Annotated in this window: 11 protein-coding genes, 1 pseudogene and 1 riboswitch; of the genes and pseudogenes, 11 read left to right on the top strand and 1 reads right to left on the bottom strand. The window is 65.1% G+C overall.

Annotated features, from left to right (window positions below):
- The coding region (locus tag BQ7477_RS03605; protein WP_129582505.1) for a PspC domain-containing protein at nucleotides 1–734 on the bottom strand (734 nt) is incomplete at its 3' end.
- Nucleotides 735–992: 258 nt separating this feature from the next.
- Here BQ7477_RS03605 and BQ7477_RS03600 point away from each other — a divergent pair.
- The 11 genes and pseudogenes from BQ7477_RS03600 to BQ7477_RS03550 all read left to right on the top strand — a co-directional run bounded on the left by BQ7477_RS03600 (nucleotide 993) and on the right by BQ7477_RS03550 (nucleotide 15,583).
- Nucleotides 993–2,183 carry an ATP-binding protein gene (locus tag BQ7477_RS03600; protein WP_073982841.1) on the top strand — a complete coding sequence of 397 codons (1,191 nt, stop codon included), beginning with the start codon at nucleotides 993–995 and terminating at the stop codon, nucleotides 2,181–2,183.
- Nucleotides 2,180–2,830: a LuxR C-terminal-related transcriptional regulator gene (locus BQ7477_RS03595; RefSeq protein WP_073982840.1), complete on the top strand. Its 651-nt coding sequence runs from the start codon at nucleotides 2,180–2,182 to the stop codon at nucleotides 2,828–2,830. Before BQ7477_RS03600 ends, BQ7477_RS03595 begins: the two co-directional genes overlap by 4 nt.
- A gap of 131 nt (nucleotides 2,831–2,961) precedes the next feature.
- Nucleotides 2,962–4,452, top strand: a complete 1,491-nt coding sequence (locus tag BQ7477_RS03590) for a DUF1846 domain-containing protein (protein WP_073982839.1) — start codon at nucleotides 2,962–2,964, stop codon at nucleotides 4,450–4,452.
- 147 nt (nucleotides 4,453–4,599) lie between these two features.
- Nucleotides 4,600–5,604: pseudogene (locus tag BQ7477_RS03585) on the top strand (ATP-dependent helicase); the annotation flags it as partial.
- Between the two features lie 1,127 nt (nucleotides 5,605–6,731).
- Nucleotides 6,732–7,919, top strand: coding sequence for an ADP-forming succinate--CoA ligase subunit beta (sucC, locus tag BQ7477_RS03580; protein ID WP_073982838.1), 1,188 nt, complete (start codon nucleotides 6,732–6,734; stop codon nucleotides 7,917–7,919).
- 27 nt (nucleotides 7,920–7,946) lie between these two features.
- The gene (gene sucD / locus BQ7477_RS03575) at nucleotides 7,947–8,867 is read left to right on the top strand and encodes a succinate--CoA ligase subunit alpha (RefSeq protein WP_073982837.1); all 921 of its coding nucleotides are present in this window, start codon (nucleotides 7,947–7,949) and stop codon (nucleotides 8,865–8,867) included.
- 73 nt (nucleotides 8,868–8,940) lie between these two features.
- Nucleotides 8,941–10,431 (top strand): cell division protein PerM, encoded by a 1,491-nt coding sequence (locus BQ7477_RS03570; protein ID WP_478209446.1) that lies wholly within the window; start codon nucleotides 8,941–8,943, stop codon nucleotides 10,429–10,431.
- 78 nt (nucleotides 10,432–10,509) lie between these two features.
- Nucleotides 10,510–10,594, top strand: a riboswitch (ZMP/ZTP riboswitch).
- A 24-nt stretch (nucleotides 10,595–10,618) separates the two neighbouring features.
- Nucleotides 10,619–12,460: a bifunctional phosphoribosylaminoimidazolecarboxamide formyltransferase/IMP cyclohydrolase gene (purH, locus tag BQ7477_RS03565; protein WP_073982836.1), complete on the top strand. Its 1,842-nt coding sequence runs from the start codon at nucleotides 10,619–10,621 to the stop codon at nucleotides 12,458–12,460.
- 148 nt (nucleotides 12,461–12,608) lie between these two features.
- Nucleotides 12,609–13,196 carry a biotin transporter BioY gene (locus tag BQ7477_RS03560; RefSeq protein ID WP_073982835.1) on the top strand — a complete coding sequence of 196 codons (588 nt, stop codon included), beginning with the start codon at nucleotides 12,609–12,611 and terminating at the stop codon, nucleotides 13,194–13,196.
- A gap of 151 nt (nucleotides 13,197–13,347) precedes the next feature.
- Complete coding sequence (guaA, locus tag BQ7477_RS03555) at nucleotides 13,348–14,904, top strand: glutamine-hydrolyzing GMP synthase (RefSeq protein WP_073983000.1); 1,557 nt, start codon at nucleotides 13,348–13,350, stop codon at nucleotides 14,902–14,904.
- A 61-nt stretch (nucleotides 14,905–14,965) separates the two neighbouring features.
- Entirely contained in the window at nucleotides 14,966–15,583 is a 618-nt protein-coding gene (locus BQ7477_RS03550; RefSeq protein ID WP_129582490.1) for an integrase core domain-containing protein, read from the top strand.
- Nucleotides 15,584–15,621: the final 38 nt, after the last annotated feature.

Below are 15,621 nucleotides of genomic sequence, written 5' to 3'. Positions count from 1 at the left end.
GCGGCGCTGGCGGCGGTGTTGTCGGGGACCCCGTAGAAGGGGTAGCCGTCGGGCGAGCTGCTGGAATGCTTGGATCCCGTGGGGTCCGAAGCGTTAGCGGCCCGTGTGGCCTCGCCAAAAGGGTTGGGATCACCCGCCGCTCGGTTGGCAGGCTGGGTGCCTGGGTGAGCGCCATACTGGGGATTGCCGTACTGGGGATTGCCGTACTGGGGAGAAGCATACCGGTTGGCCGCACCCGGGCTTCGTTTCTTGTTCGAGGCATTCGCAGCGTTCACCGCGATGAGTACAACGCCGATCATGCCGGCGAGGACGACGAGCGCAGCGAACGAGCCGAAACCGATGCCGGTGCCGCCGAAGATGAAGCCCACGGAGGGGATGAGGGACGACAAGGAGAACAGGCCGAGGACAATGCCGCCGACCACTGCGATGTCGAAGCGACCCTCGAGGGCCTCCTCCAGGTGAATGCGGCCGTCCTGGGCCTCGGGGAGCATCAGCCAGCCGAGGGCGTAGGCGAGCGGAACCATCGGAATGAAAAACGCGGCCAGGACAGTCAAGACGCGCACGAGCGACAGATCCCAACCGGTGCGGGCAGCCACGCCCGAGCACACGCCGCCGATCACGCGAGGATGCGCGCGGTACCAACCCGAATCGCGTATGGAATCAAAGAAACTGCCGCGGGGCGGGCGCTGCTGGTACCCATCACCGGGCTTAGACGGGCCATTGGGCCAACTCATGATGCACTTCCTCTCGAAAGGATCCACAGTGCGCGGATCGATACCACTACTCAATCAGACAGAGGCAGCGCCGCGATAGTAGGGGACCCCCTGAACGGTCCCTGATTGTGTCGGGGACACCCCCGGCCTCGTCTTCGCGCGTGCCACAATGGACGCGTGAGCATACCCGTGAACGACCCGCGCCCCGGGTGGACGCCTCCCATTCCGGCACCACCAGCCAGACCGCCGCTTGTGCGCGCGAGCGCCGGGAGTCCCGACATGCCAGCCCCCTGGATGGGTGGCGTGTGCTCAGGTTTGGCCGTTCACTTGGGTATCCCGGTCATGCTGGTACGTGCAACGCTCATCGCGTTGACGGCTACCGGTGTGGGCGCCTTCGCTTACCTGTGGCTGTGGGTGACCGTACCGGAGGACACGCTCGAGGCCTCGGCGTCGGGCAGGCTCAGCCCCGGCCTCGTGCGCCTTCGCGAGGAACGCGCCGCCCAGGTCGCGCGTAATCGCCTGATCGCCACGGGTGTCGGCCTGCTGGTCCTGGCCATGGCTGGCGCCGTCTTGAACGCGACCAGCGCCCTGGACTGGCGTGACATGGGGTCCATCGTGTCGATCGTCGTCGGCATTACCCTGGTGTGGAGCCAGAGCCGCGACGTGCGCAACTGGCGGTCGCTGCGCTTTGTCAGTGCCGTGTTCGGCGGTATTGCGCTGCTCAGCCTCGGCGTCGTCATCATCGCCTCGCGCGACAACCCGCCGATCATCCTGCTGCGCGGCGGCCTCATTGGCGCGGCCCTGGTCGCCGGCGTCCTGTTCGCACTCGTACCGATGTGGCTGCGTACCACGAAAGACCTGTCCGACGCTCAAGCCCAGCGCGTGCGCGACGCCGAGCGCGCCGACATCGCCGCCCACCTGCACGACTCCGTCCTCCAGGCCCTGGCCCTCATCCGCGCCTCCGCCGAAGACCCCGCCCGCGTGAGGGCCATCGCCCTGACGGAGGAACGCGAGCTGCGCGCCTGGCTGTACACGGGCCACGCACAGGCCGCCGACTCTCTGGAGGCCGCTGTCACCGAGGCCGTCGGAGGGGTTGAAAGCCGCTACGGCGTCCCCATCAGCGTCGTCGTCGTCGGCGACATGCGGCCCGGCCCCGGCGAACTCGCGCTCGTCGCGGCCCTCGCTGAAGCCTGCCAAAACGCTGTGCGACACGGGGCCCCGCCCGTCTCCGTCTACGTTGAAGTAAGGCCACGCGCGGTCGAGGCCTTCATCAAGGATAACGGCGCCGGCTTCGACCCCTCCGCCATCGCCCCCGACCGCCACGGCGTGCGCGACTCCATCGTGGGGCGAATGCGCCGCGCGGGGGGAAACGCTACAATTCGTGCTCTCGCCCGCGGAACCGAAATCGCCCTGAGCGCGCCACGCTCCGATATTCTGAATCAAACAATCCCCACCGGGAGGACACAGTGACCATCCGTATCCTCGTCATCGACGATCACCCCATGGTTCGCGCCGGGGTTCGATACGAACTCCAGCACTGCGGAGCTGACCTCGACATCGTTGGGGACGCCGCCGACGTCGAAGGAGCCATCGCCGCGTGTCACGCCCTGACCCCCGACGTTGCCCTCCTCGACGTGCACTTGCCCGGTGGAAACGGTGGCGGCGGCGCTGAGGTCGCCAGTGCGTGCCGCGACATCGAAGGCCTGCATTTCCTGGCCCTGTCCGTTTCTGATTCCGCCGAGGACGTCGTTCAAGTTATTCGTGCGGGCGCTCGCGGATACGTGACGAAGTCGATCGCTACCGCGGACCTGGTCGAGGCCATTGAGCGCGTGGCCGCTGGCGACGCAGCCTTCAGTCCTCGTCTGGCGGGCTTTGTGCTGGATGCCTTCGGCACGGGAGAAGTGTCGACGACCGACAGTGAACTCGATCTGCTCTCGGCCCGCGAGCAGGAAGTCATGCGCCTCATTGCCCGCGGATACACCTACAAGGAGGTCGCCCACGACCTGTTTATTTCCATCAAGACGGTAGAGACTCATGTGAGCGCGGTCCTGCGTAAGCTCCAGCTCTCCAACCGTAATGAGCTGACGCGCTGGGCCATGCAGCGCCACATCGTGTGAGGTCACGCGGCTTTTGCGTGCCGAAGCATGCGCCCGCGCCCAGTGTACCTACAATGGAATCCCGAGGGCGCGACAGCGCCTGACCGCCCACGATGGGCGGCTCGTCTCATGTTTGCGACCTCGGAGGATGCATGCACCGCATCGGTTTTGACAGTGATCGTTACGTCGAGATGCAGTCTCGACACATTGCCCGCCGTCGCGGCGAGTTCGGCGGCAAGCTGTATTTGGAGTTCGGCGGAAAACTGATCGACGACATGCACGCTTCGCGTGTCCTGCCCGGTTTCACGCCCGACAACAAGGTTCGGATGCTGCGCGAACTGGCCGACGAGGTTGAAATCATTGTCGCGGTGAACGCCAAGGATTTTGCCCGCCGCAAGGTCCGCGCTGACGTGGGTACCACCTACGACGATGAGGTGCTTCGTCAGATCGACCAGCTGCATGAGCGTGGCCTGTTCGTCGGTTCCGTTGTCATCACCCAGTGGACTGACGACAATAAGTCCGCTGCTGAGGTCAAGGAACGCTTCGAGAAGCTCGGTATTCGCGTCTACCGTCACTTCCCGATTCCTGGCTACCCGTCTGACGTGGAGCGCATCGTGTCGGATCAGGGCTACGGCGCGAACGAGTACATTCAGACCAGCCGCAATCTTGTGGTCGTGACGGCGCCCGGCCCGGGTTCCGGCAAGATGGCGACCTGCCTGTCGCAGCTCTACCATGACCACAAGCGCGGTATCGAATCCGGCTACGCGAAGTGGGAGACCTTCCCGATCTGGAACATCGCGCTGGATCACCCGGTGAACATCGCCTACGAGGCGGCCACCGCTGACCTGGACGACGTCAACATGATCGACCCCTTCCACCTGGAGGCGTACGGGGTCAAGACGGTCAACTACAACCGCGACGTCGAGATCTTCCCGGTGCTCAGCCGCCTGTTTGACAAGATTCTCGGTTCTTCCCCGTATCAGAGTCCGACGGACATGGGCGTCAATATGGCGGGCCGCTGCATCGTCGACGACGAGGCCTGCAAGGAGGCTTCGCGCCAGGAGATCATCCGCCGCTACTACAAGGCCCTCGTGACCGAGAAGAAAGAGATGAGTGAGCCGGTTCAGTCCTCGCGCATCTCTCTGCTCATGAGCCGCGTGGGCGTGGGCCGCATGGACCGACCGGTTGTGCGCCCGGCCCTGGAACTCGCCGAAGCCACTGGCCAGCCTGCGGCCGCGATCGAGCTACCCGACGGCCAGATCGTCACGGGTAAGACGTCGGCGCTGCTGGGGTGCTCGTCGGCGATGCTGCTCAACGCATTGAAGAAACTCGCGGGCCTGCCCGACGAGGTCCAGCTCCTGGCCCCGCAGTCGATCGAGCCGATCCAGCGCTTGAAGACACACGACTTGGGGTCGCGTAACCCGCGCCTGCACACCGACGAGGTCCTCATCGCCCTGGCCGTGTCCGCCAACGGTGATGACAATGCGCGCCGCGCCCTCGACCAGCTGGGCGCCCTGCGTGGCTGCGACGTACACGAGTCCGTCATCCTGGGCCCCGTGGACGAGGGTATCTTCCGTTCCCTGGACATCCAGGTCACCACGGAGCCGGTGTACGCGACCAAGTCGCTGTACCGCAAGAAGTAATCACATCGACGAGGCCGGGGCGCCCGTGGCTGGCGCCACCCGGGGCGGGGGTCGCAGCTGAGGGTGGTGCGGTTTAGGCTTGGAGGCGATGAGTGACGCGACTTCTTTGCCTGACCTTGGTTTCCTGATCGGCCCCGATGGGGGCNCGAGCGCGCGGGCGCCCTCGTGGGGGACGACGCACGCCGCATGTGGGTGTCGACCTTCCACTCGGCGTGCGTGCGCCTGCTGCGCTACGAGCACGAGGCGGCGGGCCTGTCCTCGTCGTTCACGATCTACGACGCGCAGGACTCCCAGCGCCTCATCCAGATGGTCCTCAAAGCCCAGGACGTGGACATTAAGCGCTTCACCCCGAAGATGGTGGCGGCGCGCATTTCGGACGCGAAGAACGAGCTGATCGGCCCGGCGCGGTACGCGGAGCTGGCGGGCAAGGACCCGGTCTCGCGTATCGTCGCGGACGCCTACGTCGAGTACGACAAACGCATGCGCGCCTCGAACGCGCTGGACTTCGACGACCTCATCATGCGCACGGTCGAGCTGCTGGCCGACAACCCGCTGATCGCCGAGCACTACCACAGGCGCTTCCGCCACATCCTCGTGGATGAGTACCAGGACACGAACCACGCGCAGTACGTCCTCGTGCGCGCCCTCGTGGGGGACGGGTCCGATGGGGTGATGCCCGCGGAGCTGACGGTCGTCGGCGACTCCGACCAGTCGATCTATGCCTTCCGAGGCGCGACGATCCGCAACATCGAGGAGTTCGAGCGCGACTTCACGGGCGCTCGCACGATCCTGCTCGAGCAGAACTATCGCTCGACGCAGAACATCCTCTCAGCCGCGAACGCTGTCATCGCTCGCAACACGGGGCGCCGCGCGAAAAACCTGTGGACGGCCTCGGGCGACGGCGCGCTCATCACCCTGGACGCCGCGGATTCCGAGCACGACGAGGCCCGATTCGTTGTCGGCGAGATCGACCGCCTCGCGGACTTGGGCGTCGAGTGGGGCGACATCGCCATCTTCTACCGCACGAACGCGCAGTCACGCGCGCTCGAAGAGCTCCTCGTGCGCCAGGGCATCCCGTACCGCGTCGTCGGCGGCACCCGCTTCTACGAGCGCCGCGAAATCAAGGACGCGCTGGCCTACCTGCAGGTCATANTCGTGCGCATGGCCCCGATGGAGAAGATTTCGTAGCTTGTCCGAGCTAATTCCCAGCGCTGCTCGGTCTGCTTGTGGCCACGCTGGTGTTCCGGGCGCCGTCGGGCCCGGCCTTGGGGCTGGGCCGCTGTGTGTGCCGGGCGGCGGGTCCAGCCTTGGGGCCGGGCTGCTGTGTGTGCCGGGCGCCGTCGGGTCCAGCCTTGGGGCCGGGCTGCTGCGTGCCGGGCGGCGCCTTCCTGCGTTTTGTTGCTTGTGGCCCAGTTGTGGCTGTCAATCAGCAATTTCGCACGTAATTCCCCTGTGAGTAGTTCAATTCTTGAATCCGCATCGTCGGAATTGCAACGTTTTCGGGTGGTCTCGAAAAATGACCGAGGGAAATTACGTGCGAAATTTGTCTGGGCCGGGACCTCTATCGCCCACCGGTACCGCGGCCAGGTCCTCCGGGCCCTCCGGCGCACTCCGCACCAGTGCGGCTTGTGCTTATGGGCGTCCCACTACTCCTCGTCGCTGCGGTCGACCCGGCCCGCCCGTCGCACAGCAATTTCGCACGTAATTCCCCTGTGAGTAGTTCAATTCTTGAATCCGCATCGTTGGAATTGCAACGTTTTCGGATGGTCTCGAAAAATGACCGAGGGAAATTACGTGCGAAATTTGTCTGGATCAGGACTTGGCAGTGTTAACCCTTCAATACGCAGCTAAACCCTATTGGTGGCGTGGTGGGCAGCCCGCCTAGGCCGCCACCTATCGGGTTGTGCGCAACGCGGGCAGCGACTCCCTCGCATTGGGTTGTGCGTATGCGGGAGTGACATCAGTATTCGATCGGCACTGAAGGACCTGTAGCGCGTGCAGTCATGTTTCGTCGAGAAGTACTCGGCGCCCGGGGTCGCAACATGCTGCTCGCACCGACGACGCCAACAATCCGCATCAACGACGCCCGGAACGCACCCCGCAACACACGCCGCAACACACGCCGCAACACACACCGCAAAGCAAAGTATTGACAAAGGGAAATCGCGTTCCGGTCAAGGTCGTGACAAGCCTTGATAATGGGAGGAAATGGCGCGTTCGCGCCGGTCGCACGTTAGAATTATTGCGCTGACCACACCACGTTCAACGGAGGGAATAAGGTGGATCTTTACGAGTACCAGGCCCGGCAGATGTTCAGGGAGCATGGCGTGCCCGTGCTGGACTACCGCCTGGCGTCAACCCCCGAAGAGGCGCGCGAGGGTGCGCGCGAACTCCTGGAGCAGGGTGCGTCACTGCTGGTTGTCAAGGCTCAGGTGAAGACGGGCGGTCGCGGAAAGGCTGGCGGCGTCAAGCTCGCCCACACCGCCGACGAGGCCTACGAGAAGGCTCAGGCGATCCTTGGCCTCGACATTAAGGGTCACATCGTTAAGAAGGTCATGATCGCGTCCGGCGCGGACATCGCCGCTGAATACTACTTCTCGATCCTCCTGGACCGCTCGAACCGCCGCCACCTGGCGATGTGCTCGCGCGAGGGCGGCATGGACATCGAGACCCTCGCGAAGGAACGCCCCGAGGCCCTCGCCCGCGTGCCCCTGGACCCGGTCGTCGGCATCGATGCTGCGGTCGCGCGCCGCATCGCGAAGGAGGCGGGTTTTGACGAGGCAACGGCGCAGGCGATTGCCCCTGTCTTCGAAACGTTGTGGGGTGTCTACCGCGACGAGGATGCGACCTTGGTTGAGGTCAACCCGTTGGTCTCCAGCCCGGATGGTTCCGTGTGGGCGGTGGATGGCAAGGTGACTCTCGATGACAACGCGCGTTTCCGTCACCCTGACCACGTTGAGCTCGTGGATCGGGCGGCGCAGGATCCGCGTGAGGCTGCTGCGAAGGCAGCGGGACTCAACTATGTGCGCCTGGAGGGCCAGGTCGGCATCATCGGTAACGGGGCGGGCCTGGTCATGTCGACGCTCGACGTGGTCGCGATGGCTGGCGAGGAGTTTGGTGGCATGAAGCCCGCTAACTTCCTCGACATTGGCGGGGGTGCCTCGGCTGAGGTCATGGCGAAGGGACTGGGTATTATCCTCGGAGACGAGCAGGTGCGTTCCGTGTTTGTCAACGTTTTTGGAGGCATCACCGCTTGCGACCAGGTTGCTCGTGGCATCGTTGGTGCGCTCGAGTCGTTGGGGGAGACTGCCTCCAAGCCGCTGGTCGTGCGTCTCGACGGAAATAAGGTTGAGGAGGGGCGCGCGATTCTTGAGCAGGCTGCCCACCCCCTCGTCCACTTGGAAGAAACGATGGATGGGGCGGCCAGACTCGCGGCTAAGCTCGCAGCCCAGGCGCCGTCGAAGTAACGACCCGAGAATCGCAGGAGAACACTCATGACTATTTTCGTCAACGCTGACACCCGGGTCATCGTTCAGGGTATGACCGGTGCCGAGGGGCGCAAGCATACCCAGCGTATGCTTAGCGTCGGCACGACCATCGTGGGCGGCACGAATCCCCGTAAGGCGGGCACGACCGTGACTTTCGACGTGCGGGGCTACGGCCCCGGCGCCGGTCGGGTCACGGACGGCCAGGTCGAGATCCCTGTCTTCGGTTCGGTCGCCGAGGCTCGTGAGGCCACCGGCGCGAACGCGTCTGTCATCTTTGTGCCCCCGGCCTTTGCGAAGGGCGCCGCCCTGGAAGCCATCGAGGCGGGCATCGAGACGATTGTCCTTATCACCGAGGGTATCCCCGTGCAGGATTCCACGATCGTCGTCGAGCGTGCGCTCGCGGCGGGAGTGCGCCTGATCGGCCCGAACTGCCCTGGCATCATCTCGCCCGGGCAGGCGAACCTGGGTATCACCCCGGCGGATATTACGGGGCCGGGGCGCTTGGGTCTGGTCTCGAAGTCGGGCACGTTGACGTACCAGCTCATGTACGAGCTGCGCGACTTTGGTTTCACGACGTGCTTGGGTATTGGTGGTGACCCGGTTGTGGGCACGACCCACATTGATGCGCTTGCTGCTTTTGAGGCTGATCCGGACACTGATCTTGTCGTCATGATTGGTGAGATTGGCGGTGATGCTGAGGAGCGCGCGGCCGCGTGGATTCAGGAGAATATGACGAAGCCTGTCGTCGCTTACATTGCGGGATTCACGGCTCCGGAGGGTAAGACGATGGGGCATGCGGGCGCGATTGTGTCGGGTTCGTCGGGTACGGCGGCGGCGAAGGCGGAGGCGCTCGAGGCCGTGGGCGTGCGCGTGGGTCGCACTCCCTCGCAGACGGCGCAGATTGCGCGCGAGATTCTCTCTCGATAACGTCACAGCTCTAATCGGCTCGGGGTCGGCGCGCAGTGTCGCGGCCCCGGGCTGATTCTGTCACTATGGGCTTGTGAGCGAGCGCATCAGAGAAGTACCGAGTCCTCGGCGGACAACGACCACGTACGTGGCGGACCGTGCGACTATTCGCGTTGCTGTCCCCAAGGGATGGGCGCGTGGTGTCTTGGCCGGTCTGGAGGCGGCTTTTGCGGGCTGGGCGTTGACCACGGTTCTGACGATGCTTGCCTACCTGTCGCTGCGTTCGAACACGTGGATGAATGACACGACTCCGCGCGACGCGCTTGGTTTGGGCGGTGACCTGTGGGTCGCTGTTGTGGGTGGTACTTCGGTGGTCCAGGGAGTGCACTATCGGGCAATTCCCACCCTGGTTGGTGTTCTCCTCGTTGTTCTCCTGCGTTTACTGTTGCGAACGACGGCGGGTTTTCCTCGCTCGTCCGCGCTTTTTGCGGTTCCGGGTTTCCTGTTCACGTCGTGGTTTCTCTCGGGTGCTTCTGGCTCGCATTCTCAGTGGTGGACGGGTACGGTTGGCGCGGTTCTTATCCCTTTGGTCGGTTCTCTTTGGTTTATCGCTTCCAGTTTTTCGCGTGACAGTGATGCGCCCGCGATGCAGCATTGGATTTCCGGCGGTTTTAAAATGGGTGGCCTGCTTGCGGCGGCGACGGTCGTGGCGTCGTCGGTGGCGGCTGTGGTCGCGCTCGTGGCCGGTTGGGATCGGATGGGTGGCATTCAGGAGCTGTTGGGGGCGTCGTCGGGCGTGGACACTGCGTTTATTGTTGGCGTGCAGGTGTGTTTTGCGCCCACTGTGGTGGCGTGGGCTGCGGCTTGGTGGTCGGGCGCGGGCTTTATGACGGCGACGGATTCGTTGCATTCGCCGACGGTGGTTGGTCCTGGCCCGATTCCGCCGATTCCGCTGTTGGGTGCGGTTGCGCAGACGGCGCCTGGTAACTGGGTGCTGTTGGTTCTGGTTGCGCTTGGCGTGGTGCTTGGTGTGGTGTCGTCGCGTGTTTTCCGGCGTTCGCATGTGCTGCATCAGTGCGCGCAGGGGGTGTTGGCTTCGTGTGTGTTCGCTTTGGTGGTTGCGCTGTGGATGTGGAGTGCGACGATGAGTCTGGGTTCGGTGCGTCTGGCGTCGATGGGTCCACGTGTCGGGTGGGTGACGTTGGCGTTGTGCTTGGAGGTTGCGTTGCCGGCGACGTTGGTGGCGTTGGCGACGCATCCGACGACGCGTGCGCTTGTGGGGCAGGGTGCTGGCCGTGTGCGCAGTGAGGGGGAGGCTTTGCGGCGGCGTCGCGCGGAGCGTTTGTCTCGTGAGGCTGCCACGGCCTCGTTGATTGATCGGGAGGAGGGTGACTCCGCGTCTGGCGCGGACGAGGCCTGGGCTGAGGCTTCCGCGCCCGCGGCGATGGGGGACACAACCGCGGGCGCCGAGGCTGGGGCGGAGCCGGTGGGGTTGGGCGCCGAATCCGCGCAGGGGGGCGTGGGCGAGGGCGTGAAGGAGTCAGGCGAGGCACTGGCGGGCGATCGGGACCAGGGTGGTGCGTGAGGCGTGCCGCGTTGGGGGGTGATCGTGACGCGGTCGACCCCTGCGGGCGGCTGACGTGGGCTGTGGCCTGAACTAGACTGAAGGTGCCGTGACTGGCGAGGGTGGATTACCACCGGGGAGCGGCTGCATGTCCCGCGTGGCGTCGCCCGCCTGGGCGCCGGGGTTTGGCTCTCGACCTGGAGGAACTATGTCCGTCTCCTTGGACAATCTGGAACCCATTGACGTGCGCCCGATTAAGCGGGCCCTGATTTCTGTGTATGACAAGACGGGGCTGGAGGAGCTGGCGCGTGCGCTGGGCGAGGCCGGCGTGGAGATTGTCTCCACGGGTTCGACGGCCGCGCGTATTGCGGCTGCTGGCGTGGCTGTGACCCCGGTTGAGGACGTGACTGGTTTCCCGGAGGTGTTGGAGGGGCGTGTGAAGACTCTGCATCCTTTCATTCATTCCGGTATTCTGGCCGATCAGCGTAAGGCTGCGCATCGCGAGCAGATCGCGCAGCTGGGTATCAAGGCGTTCGACCTGGTCGTGTGCAACCTGTACCCGTTCCAGGACACGGTTGCGTCGGGTGCTTCTTTCGATGAGTGCGTCGAGCAGATTGACATCGGTGGCCCGTCCATGGTGCGCGCGGCCGCGAAGAATCACCCGTCGGTCGCGGTCGTGACCTCCCCGGAGCGTTACGCGGATGTGGCGGGGGCTGTGGCGGGGGAGGGGTTCACCCTCGAGCAGCGCCGCGTGCTGGCCGCCGAGGCTTTCGCGCATACGGCGACTTACGATCTGGCGATCGCCGGTTGGTTTGCCGACGAGCTGGATTGTGAGGACGTGCGCGAGGCCCTTGACGAGGCCGCCGAGTCTCATTTGGATGCTTCCGATGCCGCGTTTTTGGAGTCTCTGGGCTACCGGGCCGAGGAGGACTACGTGGTGGAGGCCCCCGAGGAGGACGGGCAGGCCTCGGGCATGCCCGTGTTCGTCGCTGACGCGTTCGAGCGCGTGGAGTCGCTGCGCTACGGCGAGAACCCGCATCAGGGCGCCGCCGTGTACCGCGAGATCGACGAGTCTTTCGAGGATGAGGGGGCCGACGGCGAGGCCTTGGCGCCGGGTATCGCGAACGCGCGCCAGCTGCATGGCAAGGCTATGAGCTACAACAACTACACGGACGGCGATGCGGCCCTGCGCGCCGCCTACGATCACGAGCGTCCGTGCGTGGCGATCATCAAGCACGCGAACCCCTGCGGCATTGCGGTGGCTGACGACGTGGCTGAGGCGCACCGCCTGGCGCACGCTTGCGACCCGGTGTCGGCGTTCGGCGGCGTGATCGCCGTGAATCGCCCGGTGAGCGTGGAGCTGGCCCGCCAGATCGTCCCGATCTTCACCGAGGTCGTGCTGGCTCCCGATTACGAGGAGGGCGCGCTCGAGGTGCTCTCCGCGAAGAAGAACCTGCGTGTCCTGCAGGTTGAGCCCCCGGCTCGCGGCTCGTACGAGTTCAAGCAGATCAGTGGTGGCCTGCTGGTCCAGGAGCGCGACGATATTGATGCTCCCGGCGATTCTCCGGAGAACTGGACGCTCGCGGCTGGTGCTCCCGCCGACGAGGCGACGCTGGCGGACCTGGAGTTCGCGTGGCGCACGGTGCGTGCGGTGCGTTCGAACGCGATTCTGCTGGTCAAGGATGGCGCCTCGGTGGGCGTGGGCATGGGTCAGGTGAACCGCGTGGATTCGTGCAAGCTGGCGGTTGAGCGTGCGAACACGTTGGGTTCGCGCTCGACGGGTGATGCGGCGGCCTCCAACGTGGACAGTGCGGGTGGTGCTCGCGCGTCCGAGGTTGTGGTCGAGGCTCCTGAACAGCGTTCCATTGGTGCGGTCGCCGCCTCCGATGCGTTCTTCCCCTTCGCCGATGGCCTGCAGGTGCTCATCGACGCGGGCGTGAAGGCCGTTGTCCAGCCCGGTGGCTCGGTGCGTGACCAGGAGTCGATTGACGCGGCGAACGCCGCGGGTATCACGATGTACCTGACGGGTACGCGTCACTTCGCGCACTGATCATTCCTGTTCGTGGGTTCCGGGGGGGCGGGCGCCGGTGTGGTGCTCGCCCCCTGTGATGTGCTTGGGTGTGCTTGACAGGGCAGCAGCAACAACATATCGTTCAATTATTGAATTAAAGGCCGTTGGTCCCGTCGAAAGGTTTCGTATGTCCACGCTGACCGCCGCACCTGCCATCTCCACTCGTCAGAACCGCGTCCTCGCCGACCGGTTCGGCGGCACGATCGTCCGCGAGATCGCGCTCGTCGCCGTTGGCACGATCGCTATGATCGTCTTGGCCCGTATCTCGGTTCCGCTGCCTTTCACACCGGTGCCCGTCTCGCTGGGTACCCTCGGCGCCCTGTCCGTGGGCGCGACCCTGGGCGCCCGCCGGGGCCTCGTCTCCGTCGCCGCCTACGCCTTGCTCGGCATTGCGGGCGCTCCGGTCTTCACGGGCACGAACGTCGGTTGGGCCTTTGCGTCTTTCGGCTACATCCTCGGCTACTTCTTGGTCGCCGCGATCGCAGGCTTGGCCGCCCAGCGCGGCGCCGACCGTCGCGTGCTCACCATGGCGCCGACCGCCCTCGTCTCCCTCTTCTCCGTGTACATCGCGGGTCTGGCCTGGATGATTCCTTTCGCGCACATGACGGTTGCGCAGGGGCTGGCCAAGGGCTTCGTGCCCTTCATTGTCGGCGACCTGATCAAGGCCGCCGTCGCCGCCGGGCTCTTCCCGGTGCTGCGTTCGATCTTCCGCTGAACCGCGCGCTCCAGCGTGAGGTGAGTCGGCCTCGTTCCCATGAGGGGCGGGGCCGGCCCCGTATCCGCGGACAAATGCGCGGTGACATGCGCGATGGTGCGCGACGGCGCGGGGTGAGCGCGGGTAGCATGGGAGGGTGAACGCTACTGACATGCATCCCGTCCTCGTCGTCGACTTCGGCGCACAGTATGCCCAGTTGATTGCGCGCCGCGTGCGCGAGGCCAACGTCTACTCTGAGATTGTCCCTCACACGATGAGCGTGGCGGACATGCTCGCTAAGGAGCCGGCAGCCATCATCCTGTCCGGCGGCCCGTCCTCAGTGTACGAGGAGGGTGCGCCGTCCGTCGATCCCGCGATTTTCGAGGCCGGCGTGCCCGTCCTGGGTATCTGCTACGGCTTCCAGACGATGGCGCACGCCCTGGGTGGCGCCGTGGGGCGCACGGGCACCCGCGAGTACGGGCACACTGACGCCACTGTGTCCGGTGATTCCTGTCTGTTTGCTGGAACGCCCGACGATCAGGTCGTGTGGATGAGCCACGGTGACGCCGTCCAGGGCGCGCCCGAGGGTTTCGTCGTCACGGCCTCCACCGCTGAGACTCCGGTCGCTGCTTTCGAATGTAGCGAGCGTCGCCTGTACGGCCTGCAGTGGCACCCCGAGGTGGGTCACTCCCAGTTCGGCCAGGACGCCCTGAAGAACTTCCTGTACGAGGGTGCGGGTATCAAGCCCACGTGGACCGCTGGTTCGATCGTGGATGAGCAGGTCGAGAAGATCCGCGAGCAGGTCGGCGACGCGCAGGTCATCTGCGCACTGTCTGGCGGCGTGGATTCCTCCGTGGCCGCGGCGCTCGTGCACAAGGCTGTCGGCGACCAGCTGACCTGCTTCTTCATCGACCACGGCCTGCTGCGCGCGGGCGAGCGTGAGCAGGTCGAGAACGACTACGCGCGCGGCATGGGCATTCGCGTCATTACGTGCGACGAGTCCGAGCGCTTCCTGTCCGCCCTGGCCGGCGTCACTGAGCCCGAGGCGAAGCGTAAGATCATCGGCCGCGAGTTCATCCGCTCCTTCGAGGCTGCCCAGAAGCAGGTCATTGAAGAGGTTGGCGCTGCCGGCGGTGAGGTGAAGTTCCTCGTCCAGGGCACCCTGTACCCCGACGTCGTCGAGTCCGGCGGCGGCGAGGGCGCGGCCAACATTAAGAGCCACCACAATGTGGGTGGCCTGCCTGAGGATATGACCTTCGAGCTGGTCGAGCCCCTGCGCACTCTCTTCAAGGATGAGGTGCGCGCGGTCGGCCGCGAGCTGGGTCTGCCCGACTACCTGGTGAACCGTCAGCCCTTCCCGGGCCCCGGCCTGGGCATCCGCATCATCGGCGAGGTGACGCGCGAGCGTCTCGACATTCTGCGCGCCGCTGACCTGATTGCCCGCGAGGAGCTCACCGCCGCCGGACTGGATCAGGAGATCTGGCAGTGCCCGGTTGTCCTGCTTGCCGACGTGCGTTCCGTGGGTGTTCAGGGTGACGGCCGCACCTACGGTCACCCGATCGTGCTGCGCCCCGTGTCCTCTGAGGACGCGATGACGGCCGACTGGACGCGCCTGCCCTACGACGTCCTGGCCCGTATCTCCACGCGCATCACGAACTCGGTGCCCGAGGTCAACCGCGTCGTCCTCGACGTGACCTCCAAGCCCCCGGCAACCATCGAGTGGGAGTAGGAAGATAGGGCTTTGACCTGCGCTTTTAAGTGCTGCAACGTGCCGCTGAGTTTCGTTTCGTATGCGACTCACGGCAAAGCCACCTGATCGGCCAGGGAGGGGTTTTCTCAGCGTCTTGCGCGGGTGCCCGCGCAAAGCCCACAAGCCCCGCACCGCGCCGCACCTACAGCACCTGGTGCGGGCTAGCGCTCCTGGGCAGGTGTGGGCCATTGATTTCCAGTTCGACTCGGACTGGAAGGGGCGTGTCTTGAAGGTCTGTCACGTCATTGATGAGTTCACGCGCCAGCACCTGGCTTTGCACGTTGAGCGGCGCATGGGAGCCGTCGACGTGATCGAAATGCTTGACCTGGCTGCCTTGGCACATGGTGCGCCCCAGGTGCTGCGTGCCGATAACGGGCCTGAATTCATCGCCGCAGCCGTGGGACGCTGGGCCAGCGAGCACGACACGTTCCAAGCATTCATACCCCCGGGCCAGCCGTGGCTGGGCGGATTCGTGGAGTCCTTGCACAACCGCATGCGCGACGAACTCCTCGAGGACAACATGTTCAATGGGCCCGATCATGCGCGCGCCCTGATCGGCGCCTGGTCCCAGCGCTACAATGAAGAGCACCCCCACAGCGCGCTAGGCTGGTTCTCACCCAACCAGTACGCACGCCAATGGGCACAACACCACCAATAACAACAAACAACCCTCACAACACCCGGTCCACAAAACCA

Origin of the sequence: Actinomyces bouchesdurhonensis (assembly GCF_900128465.1) — a bacterium.
Classification (GTDB): domain Bacteria; phylum Actinomycetota; class Actinomycetes; order Actinomycetales; family Actinomycetaceae; genus Pauljensenia; species Pauljensenia bouchesdurhonensis.
Note: the sequence above shows the minus strand (reverse complement) of the source record. Positions and strands in the feature narration are given on the sequence as shown.

Coding starts and splice junctions, on each gene's coding strand:
- BQ7477_RS03600 (WP_073982841.1), top strand. CDS start 993: ATGCCAGCCCCCTGGATGGGTGGCGTGTGCTCAGGTTTGGCCGTTCAC.
- BQ7477_RS03590 (WP_073982839.1), top strand. CDS start 2,962: ATGCACCGCATCGGTTTTGACAGTGATCGTTACGTCGAGATGCAGTCT.
- sucD (WP_073982837.1), top strand. CDS start 7,947: ATGACTATTTTCGTCAACGCTGACACCCGGGTCATCGTTCAGGGTATG.
- purH (WP_073982836.1), top strand. CDS start 10,619: ATGTCCGTCTCCTTGGACAATCTGGAACCCATTGACGTGCGCCCGATT.
- BQ7477_RS03560 (WP_073982835.1), top strand. CDS start 12,609: ATGTCCACGCTGACCGCCGCACCTGCCATCTCCACTCGTCAGAACCGC.
- guaA (WP_073983000.1), top strand. CDS start 13,348: ATGCATCCCGTCCTCGTCGTCGACTTCGGCGCACAGTATGCCCAGTTG.
- BQ7477_RS03550 (WP_129582490.1), top strand. CDS start 14,966: ATGCGACTCACGGCAAAGCCACCTGATCGGCCAGGGAGGGGTTTTCTC.